The organism is Enterococcus sp. DIV0712 (genome assembly GCF_050554855.1).
Classification (GTDB): Bacteria; Bacillota; Bacilli; order Lactobacillales; family Enterococcaceae; genus Enterococcus; species Enterococcus faecalis.
The window spans coordinates 495,608-512,554 of the sequence record NZ_CP187333.1 but is presented as its reverse complement, the minus strand read 5'-3'; the positions used below and the strand labels follow the sequence as shown (position 1 = coordinate 512,554).

The following is a 16,947-nucleotide window of genomic DNA, read 5'->3' as shown; positions in this document are numbered from 1 at the left end:
AAACTTTCAACTTTTATAAAAAACAGCTTGGCACCGGAATCTAGATTGATTCTGGTGCCAAGCTGTTTTTTATTTACTTTCTTGCCCCATCACAGCAAAGTAATTATCATCGTTATCTGCAAAATTAAAAACTAAGCCTGTTGGCAATTGAACCATTTCACCAACAGTAACGCCAGCCTCTTGCATTTTTTTATAGAGACCAATGATATCATCGCTAGCAAACATTAGAGAAGGGGTATTCCCCGCCACTTCTGGTGAATGTTTTTGAATAAAGGCCAAATCATATAAAACAATAATCGTCTCTGCCGATTCACTTGGTGCAATTTCTACCACCAATGTACCGTCAACTTCCTCTCTTTCCTTTTCAACAAAGCCAAACGTTTGCCAAAATTGACTAGATTCCTCAACATTATTCACATATAACATAATCTTTACTTGGTTTGAAAACATTCCTTCACGTCCTTTTGAATTTAGTTAACAACTTATTATATACGTTCTTTTAAATAATTACTGCACTTTCGCTTAAAATTCAAAAAAAGAGCGTGGAACAAAAATCACTTTGGATTTTTGTCCCACGCTCAAAAACTAATAAACGGCGGGAACAGAAGCAACTCCTTCGGAAATAAGCCGAAATTCTCCAAAAATTAAAGAACAATTTCCGGAAATTTCTTCTTATTTCTCGGAGTTAAACACTTCTGTCCCGACCTCTTTTCGTTTTATTGATTTAGATATTTGCATCTAAGACAACGTCGCGATCATTTAAGACATCACGATCTAATTCATGAATACGAGCACTTGTTAACACGCCTGCAACCATACTATCGTTAACGTTAACAGCTGTCCGCGCCATGTCAATAAGTGGTTCAACTGAAATTACTAAACCAACAATTGCAACTGGTAAGTTCATTGCGCCTAAAACGATTAGAGAAGCAAAGGTTGCTCCGCCGCCGACACCGGCTACGCCAAATGAACTGATTGTGACAACTGCTACTAACATTAAAATAAATTGTAAACTAAAGACATCAATTCCAACAGTTGGTGCAACGATGGTTGCTAACATAGCTGGATAAACGCCGGCACAACCATTTTGTCCAATAGATAAACCGAAACTACCAGCAAAGTTTGCTGTGGCATCATCGACACCTAATGCTTTGGTTTGTGTTTCAATATTTAATGGTAAAGCTCCTGCACTTGAACGAGAAGTAAAAGCAAAGCTCAAGACTGGAAAAACTTTTTTTAGATACGTAACTGGATTGACTTTTAAAGTAATTAAAATCAACATGTGAATGGCAAAAACAATAATTAAGGCCACATACGATGCCAACACAAATTTACCTAAGTTAATAATCGCAACAAAATCACTTGTTGCTACAACATTAATCATTAACGCTAACACGCCATAAGGGGTCAAGCGTAAAACTAAGGTAACAATTCGCATGGTAATTTTATATAAACTATCAATTAAATTTGCAAAAAATTCAGCTTCTTTTGGTGCTTTACGACGAACGCCTAAATAAGCGACACCAACAAACGCAGCAAAGATTACCACCCCAATGGTACTCATTGGTCGTGTTCCCGCAAAGTCAGCAAAGACATTTTTAGGAATGAATGAAACGATTTGTTGGGGAATCGTCAAATCTTGAATCGCATCTTGACGCGTCGCTAACTCGGCAATTCTTGACGTTTCTGCAGCACCTTGCGTGAATTTTGCCCCTTGAAGACCAAACGCTAAGGTTGTTCCAATCCCCACCAAGGCAGCTACTGCTGTTGTTCCTAGTAAGGTGGCTAACACATTAAAGCTAATTTTTCCTAATTTATTGGATTCTTTCATTTTTGTAAATGCACCTACGATAGATACAAATACTAACGGAATTACGAGCATTTGTAGAAACGCTACATAACCATTACCTACAATCCCGATCCATTCCATTGATTGCGTAGTAATTTTACTGTCTGTACCAAAAGCAAATTGAATAATTGCACCTAAAACAATCCCCACGCCCAATGCTGAAAAGACACGTGTTGAGAATTTTAAATGTTTCTTTTGCATTTGGTAGAAACCGAATAACACAGCAATAAATGCAAGGATCACTAATACAGTGATGAATGTTGTCATTTTAGTTCCTCCCTATGTTTTTAATGACAAGTACATCAAAGGAAGTAAAGGTTCCCGGTACTCACTCTCCAGTAAATACCCTGAAAACAGCAAACTGTTTCCAGTGATAGTTCTATTGTACCTTATTTTATAGCAAATAGTGGGATAATTTGCTTACTTTTTGATAGAAAATAACCGTTGTGATAGTTTAAAACTATCACCAAGCGTTGTTTTACTAGTCACTGTAAAAATAATTTGTTTTTTGTCCTCTTTCTTTTAAGCTGACGTGGTATACTTAGTTCTAGGAGGTGTAAGCGTATGCAAAAAATTTGTTGGATCCTTTCTGTCAACCGTGATGGAGCAATGTTGTATGTTGGGAGCCCTGCAAATGGAGGTCCTTGGCTCTTTTCAAACAAAGAGCAGCAAAACATCAAAGCCTTTTTTCAACCAACCTATGAAATTGACTTTATCAGTTATGATGTTCTTTCAGAGGAAGTACCAGAAGCTGCGTTCATTTTGTACAATGAAATGCTCGCTCCCTATCTTCCCGAAAAAATCACCAAAGTTGGTCAGCCGATTGCTTATGTGGATATCGCTACAAAAAATTATGAACAGTTTAAAAAAGCTTTGGTTGCTAAATCTTCACAAGAATAAAAACAGCGTTTGTAACGGAATCCGTTATAAACGCTGTTTTTAAAGGTTACGCTTCTTCTGATTGTTGAAAATTCAATTGAACACCTGGACGATCCAGAGCAATTTCAGTTACTTCATAAGATAAACGTTCGACGATGCTAAATAAAGGACGCACAAGTTCATCGACTTCTTCTTGCGAAATATCTTCTTGTTTTTCAATTTTACGATCAATAATGTGATTAATTTGGCTAATCGCCCCTGATAAAACAAATTCGTCAAAGACAATTCGAAATTCTAAGCGAGCAACAAGTGCTGAGCTATTTTCTGGATAATTTTCTTCTTCTACTTCAATTGGTGAAAAACTGACACGTAAATCTGTCTCTACTTCTGAATCAGGTACTCGCATATCATAGTGATACGCTTCAACAATTTCTTGTTGGCGTTTAATTTCCATTGTTTTTTCTCTCCTTTTTTAACAAGATATTCCCCTTTTAGAATATCCAATGGTTTCTTTTCTCAAGTATACCACAAGTCCGAAAGTTGCCTAGACCAAAAAACACAGAAGGTCAGACTTTTTTGATAAATTGATTTTGGCAGTTTGAACAAGTGACTTTGATTGTTCCTCGTCCTTTCGGCGCACGTAATGACTGCTGACATTTTGGACATTTAAAATAACGATACTCTTTCTGAGTCAGGTGTCGCTTGCGAAAAGCATGAACCTTTTGCATTAGGCGTTGTTTTCGAAGAATAAACCGTTGATTTTCATTCAATCGCGGGTGAATATGTTTTGAAAAAAAGCGATAATACACGTAGGCGACTGTGATTAAAATCAATAACCGAACCCAAAGATAGCCAGTAAAAATATTGATGAGCGCCAGCACGACACTTGTTAGCAACAGCGTTCGATTCAATTCATCGAACCGGGCATAACGTCCTTGTAAAAATCGTTGCGCTTTTTTGCGCCAACGTAGAATGCGTTCAAACCAAATTTGGCTCATTTATCTTCCTTCTTTCGAGCATTATTTTTTGAATAAATGATTGATTTGCAGAAACTTTCAATCAAAATTTACACTTACTAAGTCCAAATTTTGAACAACTGTTGGTTATTTTCGATGGTATACTTCTAGAGAAGTCAGGTCAACCGATGAATGACTTCGTTGATAATAGCTACCGCTATTTTATACAAACTTAAACTGTCGATGGATAGATTATCCGATTTTAACTTAGGGGAAGGTTAAAATCCGATTCTATAATTTAGCACTACACTCCTTTATTTAGTAGCAACTTTAGCCTATCTATCCACATTTTAAGTCAAAAAGAAGCAAGTCCGGACTTGCTTCTTTTTATTTATCTTTCTAATTCTTCAATTTTCTTCTCAATTAACGCCAAGACATATTGACACGCTTCAGGATCTTCGACAAAATCATATTTATCGCCATCAATTTGAATTTTAGGACTTTCATCATAGTCTTCATACCATTGATCATAACGCTCGTTCAACATTTGATAGTAATCATACAACGTTGGATCTGTCTCAATTTGTTCATAAGGACGGCCACGTTTTTTGATGCGTTCCAACATTTTGGGAAATGAAATACGAATGTGAACTAACAAATCAGGTCTTTTTTTATGCGCAGCATAAGGCAATTCTTGGAGCATATTTTGTAATAAGTCATCGTACACTTTGACCTCTGTTTCGTTGGCACGACCTAAATCTGCATTTAAATGAAAAAGTAATGAATCTTCATAAATCGAGCGATCCAATACATTATTTTCATGCGTTAATGCTTGTTTAATACTATCAAAACGTTTATTTAAAAAATAAATTTGTAATAAAAACGCGTACTTTTCCGGTTCCGCATAAAATAAAGGTAATACCTCATTATCATCAACTGATTCGTAAAAGGCTTCTGAACCTAAACGGTTTGCAATTAAAGCTGTTAAACTAGATTTACCAGCGCCAATCGTACCTGCTAAAACAATCACTGCCATCGAACTCCCTACCTATTTTTTTCCATTTTATTTTTTATCTTCAACCAATTAAACATACCAAAAATTGAGTTAAAAGTATACATACAATACATAACAAATATCGCATAATCACCACCAGCGTGCGTCCCTGCTCGGAACCATAACAAAATTGAAAAAATATTTCCTAGTAGCCAAAACACGAATTGCGATTGATAACGTTTAATCATCAATAACATCCCTGTCGCTGAAACACTGAACGTGATTGCATCTAATGTTTGTTGCGCATCATTTACAAAACCTAACAAAATATATGCAGCCACGCCAATGAGCAGCCACGTGAAAAAAGCATACAACCACTGAATACCTTTTAAAACTTTTACTTCGGTTACTTGACCCGAGCCATCCTCGCTAGCACGAAGCCAAGCATAGAGCCCTGTAATGTCCATAATAATATAGAAGCTTTGTAAAAGAACTTCCGCATATACCCGTGTCACTAACCCAAAATAGCCAATAATCACTGCACTGATTAATCCAAAAATGTAATTGCTGACTTTTCCTTGGGCAATTAAATTCACACAAATGATGCCGGCTAAACCACCTACTAACGTAATCCAATTCGATGGATTGATAGCAAATGCAATCAACTGTACCCCCACCATCAAAGCTAAAAACAAGTAACTTCTCGTTTCCCAACCTTTAAAATCATTCACCAAAAAATTCTTATTCACAACAAATTTCCGACCTTCCTAAAACCAAACTTTTCTCTGTTGACGTCTCAATAAGAGTACTCCGTTTTAAAAAACAAGTCAATCAGATTTCGGAATAAAAAGAAGATTTTAATACTATATATTGATCAAAAAAATAAAAACACACTACATATAGTTATTTCGTAAGCTTTCTGGTATCCTTTATTGCCACAATATTTTCTTCATCTTGCTTTAATCTTCTATGTATTCATGGATTTGTTTCCATCTAATGATTCCTGCGGCAGAACCCTTTACGACGGTAGCGCTCCAAATTAATGTTGCGAAAGCGGAAGCAATCGTACATATTTATGCTTCAAACACAGCCATCGTTCACTCTTTTTATTGAAATGCTTAAAAATTGACGGCCTTATTTCTCGAATCTGGCCACTTATTAACTTATTACATGAAAACATTCGCCTAAAAAAGCAAAAAAAAACGACTCACCTAAATAATCGACCTACAAACAATTCCTTTCATTTGTAGGTCGATTATCTTTATTAGGTTTGATACAGATATTTCGCCATTCCTAGTTTCCCTTTACTGCTCATCTCTATTTATTTTTTTACTGTTTGCCAACAGCTCGTTGTCTGAAAGTACTATCCGTCCTTTGGTACTTTGTTCAAAGCTGTAAGCTTGCTCAAATAACGTTTGCTCATTATTGGCAGTTTGTGTAAAAGTCAGCCCATAAGGTTGTCCTTCACTGTTTTTCGCCAAAGGAACCGTCAATTCAGGATATCCTGCCACGGCACTTAAACCCGTACCTTCAGAATCAATAAAAGCATATCCGTCTAATTGTTGTTTTTTTAGCAACGCATCAAACGTTTGCTGTGCTTTTTTAATGGTTGTTTGAATGATTTCTTTATCTGGTTGTTTCTTTTTAACATCTGCTTCTAATAAATCTTGCCCATACTTGGCACGAACCTTTTTATCTTGTTGATTATACGCAATTAGTTCCTCCAGTGTTTTAAATGGTAAGTCATAACGTTTCGCAAATTCTTCCAATGCAAACTTAAATTCATTGGAAATAACTTTCCCGCCATCAATCCCTTCCATGTCTGGCGTTACCGGAATCACTTCTGCTCCAGCTTTTTGGAGGGCCTTTTTAGCAGTCGCAAATTCTTCTTCAGCACTTGGCATTTCTAGCAACCCAATGCGTTGACCTTGTAAGTTATTTTTAGTAAATTTCGTTGAATCAATGCTCGGAACCGTGTCTTTCTTAAACGCATTATAGCCTTGCGCAGCATCAACGACACTTCGGGCAATCGGGCCAACTGTATCTAATGACGGTGCCAATGGCAAAACACCTTCGCCACTTACTGAACTGTGGGTCGGTTTAAAACCAACCACTGATTGATGAGAAGCGGGGGAAACAATCGATCCCATCGTCTCAGTGCCTAAAGAGAAGGCGCCGATATTCATCGTCACACTAGCCCCACTCCCAGAACTTGAACCTGAAGGTGTTATTTTGAGCGGCCCATAAGGATTAAGTGTTTGTCCATGTTTGGAACTATAGCCACTTGGTGCTTTCATTGACATATAATTCGCTAGTTCAGATAAGTTTACTTTTCCTAAAATCAAAGCTTGCGCCTCTGTTAACTTCTTAACTACTTCCGCATCTTCCTTAGGCTTGAACGTGCGTAAGGCATAAGCTCCTGCACTCGAAATCATGTTGGTCGTATTTATATTTTCTTTCAAAGTCACAGGAATACCATACAAAGGCTTCTTCGGTGTTTGAGAGGCTTGCTGGTCAAATGCCTTGGCTTCCTTAATTGCTTGCGGATTGATTTCAGAGATGCTGTTCATGCCATTATCTATTTGATCGAACTGTAAAATACGGTCCAAATAAAACGCCGTAAGTTCTTCATAGGTCAATGTTCCTTCGGCAATCGCTTGCTGTAATTCAGTGATATTTTTTTCAATAATCAACGGTGCTTTGGTCCGAGCTTTTTGTACATCTGTTTCTTTTAATTGGTCTTCAATCGTTTTAACGATTCTCTCTTGATTGTACATTGCTGGGGTTTCTGCCTCAGGAGTGAACTTTTTGAGTATAAACCAATACGCTGCAGCGCCTATTATGACTAACAAAACAGCAATTATTCCGATTACTTTTAAAAATTTAGACATTTTTATCCTCCTATACCATTTAAAGATTATCTTACTATGTTTATTTTTGCATGACAACTAACAGTTTTGTTCGTTAAAAAGACAAAATAGAGAGTAGGACATCCGTCAAAACGACCGATGTCCTACTCTCTAACGATTAAGATAGTCCGCTAAATGCGTTTGTTTTAGTCTTTTGTGAAAGTTAAATACTGAGAATTTATTGTGTAATTCGTGTACCACTTTCTCCTTTGATTGCTTCCGAAGCTAATTCTAAAAGCCCGATAATCGCCTGGCGGTTTGGTTTACTTTCTGCAAAACTGATGGCCGCTTCTACCTTAGGTAACATACTACCTGGCGCAAATTGATTTTCTTCTATATATTGTTGCATTGCCGTAACCGTAACATCGGTCAAAGCTTGTTGATTTGCTTGACCAAAGTTAACAAAAACATGTTCCACTGCAGTTAATACCACAAAAACATCTGCTTCAATGAGTTCAGCCATTTTTGCTGCCGCAAAGTCTTTATCAATGACTGCATCTACACCATGATAGACTGGACCATCATAGGCAATAGGAACCCCGCCACCACCACAAGCAATTACGATCTGTCCTGCATCAACAAGTGTTCGCAAGCTAACTTTTTCGTAAATATCAACTGGTTTTGGTGAAGGAACTACCCGTCGCCAGCCTCGACCCGCATCTTCTTGATAGACGTTCCCAGTTTCCGCCATCAACTGTTTGGCTGTTTCTTCGTCATAATAACCACCAATTGGTTTTGTTGGTTTTGTAAACGCTGGGTCTTTTGGATCCACCACGACTTGTGTAATTAACGTAACAACTGGTTGTTCCCCTAAATTTCTGGCTACTAGTTCTTCATCAATTGCTTGTTGTAAATGATAGCCAATATAGCCTTGGCTCATTGCTGTGCATTCAGGAAACGGCACGACATCTTCTGGAGATTGACTCGTTTCCTCAAAAGCTAAGCGAATTTTGCCAACTTGTGGCCCGTTGCCATGAGCAATCACCACTTGATGGCCTTGTTCAATTAAATCAACAATGGATTTTGCAGCGGTTTGTGCTTTTGCCAATTGTTCTTTCGAAGAATTTCCTAACGCATTTCCACCTAATGCAATCACTATTTTTGACATCTGTTTCCCTCCTAGCGCTTTGGTTCTTGTTGTGTGATACAGTGAATATTGCCGCCCCCATAAACAACTTCTACCGTATTAACGCCGACAATTTTTTTATCTGGGAACATCGTTTGAACTTGCTCTAAAGCCAAACGATCATTTTCATCACCATACTGTGGCACAATCACGCCATCATTTGTAATTAAAAAGTTCATATAGGATGCGATACAAATATCGCCATCTTCTCGTGGCATGGTTCCTTCCACGAAATCAATTTTGAAGGAGCCTTTAATGGTTACATTTTTGACAGGACAGCATAATTTGTGGACTTTTAATTGGCGTCCTTTAGCATCAGTCATTTTAAGCAAACGTTGATACGCATCTTGTGCCGCTTCATAAAATGGGCTATTTTGATCTTCGGTGTAAATACAAGCCACTTCACCAGGTGCAATAAAACAAGCTACATCATCCACATGACCATTGGTTTCTTCTGGGTCAATTCCATCACCTAGCCAAAGAACTTTTTCAACATTTAAATAGTCGCATAATTTTTGTTCGATTGCTTCTTTTGAAAGTTGTGGATTTCGACCTTCACTTAATAAGCACATTTCTGTAGTCAAGACTGTTCCTTGTCCATCTACGTGGAATGAACCGCCTTCTAAAACAAAATCATCTGTACGATAAGAATCTACATGCTCAATTTCACAAATTTTTTGTGCAACCAAATCGTCTTGGTCCCAAGGGAAATATAAACCATCTACTAATCCCCCCCAAGCATTGAATGTCCAATCTACACCACGGATTTCTCCATGGTCGTTAATGACAAATGATGGTCCACAATCACGGACCCACGCATCATTGTTTGACATTTCGTAAACCGTAATTTCTGGCGGCAATTGGCGACGGCAATTTTGAAATTGTTGTTGAGAAACCACCACATTCATCGGTGTAAACTGACTAATTGCTTTGGCCACATTAGTAAAAGCTTCTTGGACAGGTTTACCACCATCACGCCAATTATCCGGTCTTTCTGGCCAAATCATCCAAACTTTCTCTTGTGGTTCAAATTCTCCTGGCATTCTAAAGCCATCTTGTTTAGGGGTACTTCCTACAATTCGTTTAGCCATTTTCTTTCGTTCCCTTCTTAATTTTTTTCACGTAAATAATTACTTCACCAAACAGAATAAAAATGATTGCCCCAATTGTGATTGGTAACTTTTCATTTAATGCTGCGGGACTAAAATCTAAAGGCACTGCTGTGAAAATCAGTGAAATAATAATCATAATCATTGGCAAAACCACTAAAACTTTTAAAAATCCTGGTTTTCCGTTAACTTTAAACGGACGTGGTGTATCGGGATCAATTTTTCTAAGCTTATAAAAAGCTGGGAAAACTGGGATATACGATAACAAGAATAGGACGACATTCAAGGAGAAAAAGGCCCAGAATAAATCTTGATTAGGTAAAATTGGTGCTAATACAATGACCACCGATGCCACAATGCCATTCATCAAAGCAGCCCCAATTGGCATGTCATTTTTCTTACTACGTTTTTCAAAAAATTTAGGCATGTCACCATTCTCAGCAGCATAACAAGCTGTATTATTGACTCCTAATGACCAAGAAATCATGTTGCCGAACAACGTAAGAAGGAATAGGAAAGCCATCAACATAATGAACCAACCTTCTGTCGAGCCTGTCAATAGTTTAAAGCTATCCATCATACCACTGCCGGTACTAATTTGATCGGTGGGAATCGCTACCCCAATTCCAAAGGCTGAAAAAATATAAATGGCCGCAATGACTAACCCCGCTGCTACAATAGCTTGTGGAATTTGCTTCTTAGGATTTTCCATATCATCTGCAAACGTACAGATGACTTCAAACCCTAACAAATTAAAAATGATTACAGAAATAAAAGATAAACTCCTTAAGTCAAACGTTGGCAGCATTGATTTCAAGGTAAATTCATTGGCAACACCTTTCGTCAAGGCTACATACAATCCTAGCCCACCAATTAAGACTGCTAAAACCATCTTGATTACGGCAGCTCCATTTAGAATCCAGATACTGTCGCTGACTGGATAAAAACTAATCCAAACCACAATCCAAGTAAAAATTAATTCAACAATAATCATCATCGGTGTTGAAAACTTAATACCTGTAATTGTCGTTAATAGTTCTGGCGTCATAACGGCTAATGAAGCTAGCCACAATGGATAATTAATCCAATAATACCAAGAAACTCTGGCACCCCAACGATGACCATATGCTTTGGTCACCCAATCATAGATGCCCCCTTCACCAATATAAGTTGTTCCTAATTCTGATGAAATTAACCCATATGGCAATAGGAATGCAATTAATAAGAAAATCCACCAAAAAAACTGAGAATTACCAATTGCAGCAACAGGCGCCGCTGCTTCAGCAACGAAAACCACACAGATGACTGATAAAATGGCACTCGTTAAACTAAATTTCTTTTTCCCCTCCATGAAGACTCTTCCTCTCTTTATAAACTGTCCACTGATTCATTTTTTCAATCAGTGGACAGTTGGCCGTTAAATGCTTTGAGTGTCTAAGAAAACTTCTAGTTCTTTTTTCGCTTCTGCTTGCTTGATTAAATCATAAGGATTTTTTGCTTCATAATCATTCATAAGATATACTAATAAGCCACGAATAGATGTTAAACGGTTTTCTGCTTCATCGAAACAAATAGAATTTTTACCGTCAATTACTTCATCAGTTACTTCTTCCCCACGTGTTGCTGGTAAACAGTGCATGAATTTACAATTGGCACCTGCCCGATCCATCATTTCTTGATTCACTTGATATTTTGGATAGAAAACCTTCATACGTTCTTCTTCAGATAATTCCGCTTCGTACAAGCCATACCAAACATCCGTGTACAAGAAATCAGCGCCTTCAACAGAACTTGCATCATCTGTGACCAAAAAGCTACCGCCTGAAACTTCACAATTTTTTGCTAATTTCGCTTGATGCTCTTCATTTAATTGGAAGCCTTCTGGACCGAAGTGAACAAAATTCATGCCCATTTTTGTTGTGATTAATCCTAAAGAAAAACAAACTTGTGTCGCATCTCCGACAAAGACAACTTTACAATCTTCTAATTTTTTGCCTTCTGGTAAATGCTCAACCATGGTACACAAATCACCTAATTCTTGGGTTGGATGATTGTAATCAGACATACCGTTAATGACTGGGATGGTAGCACAATTAGCTAAATCAACAATACTATGGTGACGTTCCACACGAGCCATCAAAATATCTACTAAACGTGACAATACACGGCTGGTATCTTCAATCGTTTCATGTCCCCCTAATTGAATTTGACCAGGTGCTAAATATTCGCCATGTCCACCTAATTGTTCCATTGCAGTTTCAAAAGATACTCGTGTTCGAGTTGAAGATTGTTGGAAAATCATTCCTAAAGATTTGTTTTTTAACAGTTGCGGATAATACCCATTTTTAATCGCTTCTTTAATTTTTAATGATAAATCGACTAAATAGTGCATTTCCTCTTTCGTATATGTTTCTGTTGTAACGTAATCTCTTTTCATGATGTGTTCCTCCTAAAAGTTGTTTTTGTTTACACATTGACTTTACCAAGTTTAGCGAAGAGTTTACTATCCACCAAAAGTTAGAAAACGCTTTCTTTTTTGGCGTGATTTTTCATTAAAAAAAGTTTATTTATGGTTATAAACCGTTGGTACACCAGGGGTTTATAAAAGTTTAGGCGGATTTCTCTCTAATTTCTGACCAATCATAGATTTGAAAATGGTATAATTATTTTGAAAAATCATTCACTTAAAATAAAAGATGAAAGGGGTTTCCAATCGTGACATTTGTTTTTATTTATAACATCTTGTTGATTATTTTATATTCGTTTACTTCAACCTTTACCTTAAATCTTTACTTGAAAAATAAACAACCGATTTTTTTATTGCTTCTCTTTTTAATGGTTATTTTTATTTGTGACAATGTGATTGTTTATATGACTGAGTTCATTAATTCGTTTGCAACCGAATATAATCAGACCTTTATGACCGCACCTTTTTTAAAGACCATCATTTTTATTTGTTGTAATTTTGCCTATCTGGCTATTATCAATACTATTAGTGGTCGTCCTTTTAAAAATTATCAATTTGTCTGGTTATTTTTAATTGGTTTATGGATGCTAGCTATTCCATTTTCACAAAATTCCGCCTTAAAAGTTTGGTTGTACTATTTACCCAATCAGCTATTTTTAATTTACCTTGGATGCTATGCGCTCTATCAATTACGAATAGATCCTTTATCAGCCCTTGCGAAAAAATATCTTCGTTTTATTGGTTGGCTAAGCATTGGTTTCGGTGTGGCGATTCTTTTGGAAGATACCTTCGTTATTTTTAACATTGACCAATATTCTGATATTGTCTTTAAAATTAACAACCGAAACGTTTCTGAAGATATTTATACAATCATTCTCTCGATCGCCATTATCTACTTCTGTAATCGTGATTTTCCTCTGTCGGTGCTTGAAAAAGACGCTGCTAAATTGGAAGAAAATCAATCAGATGAACCCGTACTTTTGGCGCCTTTTTGTGATGCCTATCAATTAACGCAGCGAGAACGAGAAGTGCTTTCGTTACTTTTAGAGTGCAAAACAAATCAAGATATAGCCAACGAACTATTCCTATCAATCGGGACAGTAAAAACACATATCCACAATATTTTCGTTAAATTAGAAGTAAATAAAAGAGCAGAAGTTTTTGTCAGTTATCAACTTTTTTCTCAACAACAAACTGAACATTTAGCGAGATAATTAAAAAGGAAGCCTCTCCGTGATCGGTGGCTTCCTTTTTGATTAACTATTTTCTTGTACTTGTCGAACTCTCTTTTCAATTTCTTGAAAGTTAATAATTTTAGCTTGGCGATGAATTTCTTTTCCTTCATAGTATAAGATAATGGTCGGTGCAGAAAAAGCATTTAATTGTCCAATTATTTCTGGACTTTTATCAGCTTCTGCAATGTATGTAGGAAATTCATATTTTGTTGCAATTTTTTCGACAATCGGTTTATCAACTGTACAAACACTACAATTTTTTGCTGTCAAAAAGACGGCTTGTAGACGATTGTCTGTAATTTTTTCTTCTAATTCTTCTAATGTTGTTACATATTCCACTGAATAGCCCTCCTTGTCTTTTGTCTAAAATAACAGATTTACTAGCAAAATAACAACTTATTTGTTTGGCTAGGAATGCTTTAACAAAAAAGTTGAGCGTGGGACAAAAATCACTTTGGATTTTTGCTCCACGCTCAAAAACTGATAAACGGCGGGAACAAAAGCAACTCCTTCGGAAATAAGCCGGAATTCTCCAAAAATTACAGAACAATTTTCGGAAATTCCTTCTTATTTCTCGGAGTTAAACGCTTCTGTCCCGACCTCAACTTTTTACTGATAACCGCTTATTTATTAAAAATTTTAGGCCCTTTGCGCATGTTTTTACGATCATTTTTGGGAGTTTCCATTTTTTTAGAACGGCCACCACCTTGTTTCTTTTTAATTAATTCTAACATTTTTTCTTTTTCATTCATTTAATCCACCGCCTTTGTTAATAACGTGACAGATTCAATGTGGGTCGTTTGTGGGAAATTATCCACTGGTTGAATTTCTTTTGCTTCATAGCCACCTTCTGTTAATAATGCAATGTCGCGAGCGAGTGTGGCTGGATTACAGCTGACATAAACAATTCGTTCAGGTTGCGTTTCAATTAATGTGTTTACTAATTGACCGTCTAACCCTTTCCGTGGTGGATCCACCACCACAACATCTGGTTGCAAGCCATTTTCAACTAATTTTGGCAATAATTCTTCCGCTAAACCAGCCGTGAAAGTGGCATTCTCAATGTTGTTTAATTTAGCATTATTTTCTGCATCTTTGACCGCTTCTTCAATTACTTCAATACCGTAAACTTGCTTTGCGTCTTGGGCTAAAGTTAAGCCAATCGTTCCAATCCCACAATAGGCATCCACCACAATTTCATTGCCTGTTAAAGCCGCATACTCTTTAACTTTTTGATACATCACTTCTGTTTGTTGTGGATTTACTTGATAAAATGAACGCGCGGAAATTTCAAATTTCAAATCAAAAATAGTATCTGTAATTTTTTCAGACCCATGTAATAAGATGGTTTCGTCGCCAAAAATGACATTGGTTCGTTTTGGATTTACATTTTGTACAATGCTGACTACTTCCGGAATAGCTTCCAAAATATCTGGCACAATTTTACTAATTGGGAATAATTTCGGTGTTCTCGTAATTAGAACAACCATCATCTCCCCAGTATGGTAGCCACGACGAACGACAATATGGCGTAAGTTCCCTGTATTATCAGATTCGTTATAAGGTTTTACGCTATATTTACGCATAATGTCACGGATTTTAACAATTGCTGCATCAATTTCTGGGTCTTGAATATAGAAATGTTCCATCGGAATTAAATCATGGCTATTTTTCCGGAAAAAACCTGTTTGTAATTGGTTGTCAATTTTACGCACGGGAATTTGTGCTTTGTTCCGGTAATGCCACGGATCATTCATCCCAATTGTTGGTAAAACAGGGACTCCTGGCAATTTAGCGACACGTTGCATAACATTTTCGACTTGTTGCGTTTTAAATGATAGTTGGGCGCCGTACGCTAAATGTTGCAACGGACTAATCCCGACTTTTGTAAAGTTTTCATCTTTCACGGGCACACGCTGTTCACTGCTTTTTAGGACAGTCAACACTTTCCCATAACCAAAACTTTTGCCTGTTTTTAAGACTTTGATTTCAAGTTTTTCACCTGGTAAGGCATTTTCAATAAACAATGGATAATGGTCCACTTTTGCCACGCCTAAACCATCATGCGTCAAGTCAATGATTTCTACTTCAATGACGTCATTTTTCTTTACTGGATAATTTTTCATAAGTCGCTCCTTCTTTTTATACACTTCACTCATTCTAATGAAAATACCTAAGAAAAGCAACAACGAATTTTCATGGAGATTTAGCAATTCCGTTTGAGCTTTTTAGGTAAATAAAAGAATAAGACCCTTTCCCTTAGTCAAAAAATAGCCAATGAAAGATCTTATCAACTAAATCTTTCATTAGCTATTCACGGACTACCTAGTGCTTTTCTTTTTCGGCAATCTTTCCATCGCCATCAATATCTTCGTCTGTTAGTCGTTCAACTTCTTTGACAAATTCTTTGCTAGCTTCGTTATATGCTTCTTCCTCTTCGTCTTCTGATTCTACGACAATCTCATCGCTACCAGTTAAGACAGAACCCATAATTGCATTGGACGGCAGTGCATCACCATTTGCAAAAATTTCAATATGTTGATGCATGTTTTTAAAGGTCATTGGAGCATCGCCACCATATTCACCATCTAAATTAATCATCATTTTATTGTTCTTTTCTAACGTTTCTGCATGTAAATAGCTAGTCTTTGTATAGATTAGTCGATGATCATCAACATGCTTTCCACCATTTAACATTAACGCAACTAAATGAAGAATCTCAAAAATATTGGCTGTTTTTACAATGATTAATGAAAACTTACCATCATCTAATTTAGCGTCTGGTACGATTTGCTCGAAACCACCCACCGAGTTAGTCAGCCCTAGGAAAAACATTGAGGCGTTGCCTTCGTACACACCTTCATCATACGTCATGCGCATTTTAATCGGCTTCACTCGCGGCAACATTTCGGCTCCTTTGGCTAAGTACGCTAAGTAACCAAAAATACTTTTCAACTCTGACGGAACCTCATAAGTCAGTTCCGTTAAATGACCACCCGCCGCAATATTGATAAAGTAATTTTTGCCGGCTTGGCCAATATCCATTTTGACAGTTTGATTTTTTTTAATCACTTCTGCTGCCTTAACGATATTATCACGAGGAATCTTCAAGGCCCGTGCATAGTCATTCGTCGTTCCAGCAGGAATAATGGCCATTTTAGGGCGCCGCTTCAACGGAGCAATCCCATTCACGACTTCATTAATGGTCCCATCTCCACCTGCAGCTACTAGTAAATCAAATCCTGCCCGCGCAGCACGATGTGCTTCATTGCGTGCTGAATTTTCTTCTGGTGTGGTCGCAAATGCACTGGCTTCATAACCACATTCTTCTAAAATAGATAAAATATCGGCTAAGTTCTTTTTGATTAACTCTTTTCCTGACGTTGGATTATAAATCACTCTAGCTTTTTTCATGGTTTGCCT

Annotated in this window: 17 protein-coding genes; 2 read left to right on the top strand and 15 right to left on the bottom strand. The window is 37.1% G+C overall.

All coding sequences use genetic code 11. The features are described 5' to 3' along the window. Positions 1 to 69 precede the first annotated feature (69 nt). Both IGL42_RS02520 and IGL42_RS02515 read right to left on the bottom strand, forming a co-directional pair. Positions 70 to 450 carry a VOC family protein gene (locus IGL42_RS02520; protein ID WP_002363195.1) on the bottom strand — a complete coding sequence of 127 codons (381 nt, stop codon included), beginning with the start codon at positions 448 to 450 and terminating at the stop codon, positions 70 to 72. 274 nt (positions 451 to 724) lie between these two features. After that, entirely contained in the window at positions 725 to 2,116 is a 1,392-nt protein-coding gene (locus tag IGL42_RS02515; protein WP_002355598.1) for an L-cystine transporter, read from the bottom strand. 297 nt (positions 2,117 to 2,413) lie between these two features. Between IGL42_RS02515 and IGL42_RS02510 the strand changes: the two genes are divergently transcribed. Further along, a complete protein-coding gene (locus IGL42_RS02510; RefSeq protein WP_002355597.1) occupies positions 2,414 to 2,749 on the top strand; it encodes a hypothetical protein in 336 nt (111 codons plus the stop codon). Positions 2,750 to 2,795: 46 nt separating this feature from the next. On the opposite strand, the gene IGL42_RS02505 is transcribed toward IGL42_RS02510, so the two are convergent. From IGL42_RS02505 to ptcA, 9 genes are all read right to left on the bottom strand, one after another. Continuing rightward, on the bottom strand, positions 2,796 to 3,182 hold the full coding sequence (locus tag IGL42_RS02505) for a DUF1149 family protein (protein ID WP_002358717.1): 387 nt from the start codon (positions 3,180 to 3,182) through the stop codon (positions 2,796 to 2,798). Between the two features lie 112 nt (positions 3,183 to 3,294). After that, the gene (locus tag IGL42_RS02500) at positions 3,295 to 3,726 is read right to left on the bottom strand and encodes a hypothetical protein (protein WP_002361265.1); all 432 of its coding nucleotides are present in this window, start codon (positions 3,724 to 3,726) and stop codon (positions 3,295 to 3,297) included. Between the two features lie 349 nt (positions 3,727 to 4,075). Continuing rightward, positions 4,076 to 4,720: a deoxynucleoside kinase gene (locus IGL42_RS02495; RefSeq protein ID WP_002355594.1), complete on the bottom strand. Its 645-nt coding sequence runs from the start codon at positions 4,718 to 4,720 to the stop codon at positions 4,076 to 4,078. An 8-nt stretch (positions 4,721 to 4,728) separates the two neighbouring features. Further along, positions 4,729 to 5,427: a nicotinamide riboside transporter PnuC gene (gene pnuC / locus IGL42_RS02490; protein WP_002355593.1), complete on the bottom strand. Its 699-nt coding sequence runs from the start codon at positions 5,425 to 5,427 to the stop codon at positions 4,729 to 4,731. Positions 5,428 to 5,982: 555 nt separating this feature from the next. Further along, entirely contained in the window at positions 5,983 to 7,569 is a 1,587-nt protein-coding gene (locus IGL42_RS02485; RefSeq protein WP_002361263.1) for an amidase family protein, read from the bottom strand. A 196-nt stretch (positions 7,570 to 7,765) separates the two neighbouring features. Further along, the gene (arcC, locus tag IGL42_RS02480; RefSeq protein ID WP_002355590.1) at positions 7,766 to 8,695 is read right to left on the bottom strand and encodes a carbamate kinase; all 930 of its coding nucleotides are present in this window, start codon (positions 8,693 to 8,695) and stop codon (positions 7,766 to 7,768) included. Positions 8,696 to 8,706: 11 nt separating this feature from the next. Continuing rightward, positions 8,707 to 9,804, bottom strand: coding sequence for an agmatine deiminase (gene aguA / locus IGL42_RS02475; protein WP_002364800.1), 1,098 nt, complete (start codon positions 9,802 to 9,804; stop codon positions 8,707 to 8,709). Then, positions 9,797 to 11,173, bottom strand: coding sequence for an APC family permease (locus IGL42_RS02470; RefSeq protein WP_002355588.1), 1,377 nt, complete (start codon positions 11,171 to 11,173; stop codon positions 9,797 to 9,799). The genes aguA and IGL42_RS02470 overlap by 8 nt, the downstream gene beginning before the upstream one ends. Before the next feature lie 66 nt (positions 11,174 to 11,239). Continuing rightward, complete coding sequence (ptcA, locus tag IGL42_RS02465; RefSeq protein ID WP_002355587.1) at positions 11,240 to 12,259, bottom strand: putrescine carbamoyltransferase; 1,020 nt, start codon at positions 12,257 to 12,259, stop codon at positions 11,240 to 11,242. Between the two features lie 398 nt (positions 12,260 to 12,657). Here ptcA and IGL42_RS02460 point away from each other — a divergent pair, with 398 nt between their 5' ends. Continuing rightward, positions 12,658 to 13,503, top strand: coding sequence for a helix-turn-helix domain-containing protein (locus IGL42_RS02460; protein ID WP_002392183.1), 846 nt, complete (start codon positions 12,658 to 12,660; stop codon positions 13,501 to 13,503). 42 nt (positions 13,504 to 13,545) lie between these two features. Here the strand turns inward: IGL42_RS02460 and IGL42_RS02455 are convergent, their stop codons facing one another. From IGL42_RS02455 to IGL42_RS02440, 4 genes are all read right to left on the bottom strand, one after another. Beyond that, positions 13,546 to 13,863 (bottom strand): thioredoxin family protein, encoded by a 318-nt coding sequence (locus IGL42_RS02455; RefSeq protein WP_002355583.1) that lies wholly within the window; start codon positions 13,861 to 13,863, stop codon positions 13,546 to 13,548. Between the two features lie 284 nt (positions 13,864 to 14,147). Beyond that, a complete protein-coding gene (locus IGL42_RS02450) occupies positions 14,148 to 14,276 on the bottom strand; it encodes a hypothetical protein (RefSeq protein WP_002355577.1) in 129 nt (42 codons plus the stop codon). Beyond that, entirely contained in the window at positions 14,277 to 15,650 is a 1,374-nt protein-coding gene (gene rlmD / locus IGL42_RS02445) for a 23S rRNA (uracil(1939)-C(5))-methyltransferase RlmD (RefSeq protein ID WP_010710795.1), read from the bottom strand. Between the two features lie 199 nt (positions 15,651 to 15,849). After that, positions 15,850 to 16,938 (bottom strand): diacylglycerol kinase, encoded by a 1,089-nt coding sequence (locus IGL42_RS02440; RefSeq protein WP_002396964.1) that lies wholly within the window; start codon positions 16,936 to 16,938, stop codon positions 15,850 to 15,852. Positions 16,939 to 16,947 lie beyond the last annotated feature (9 nt).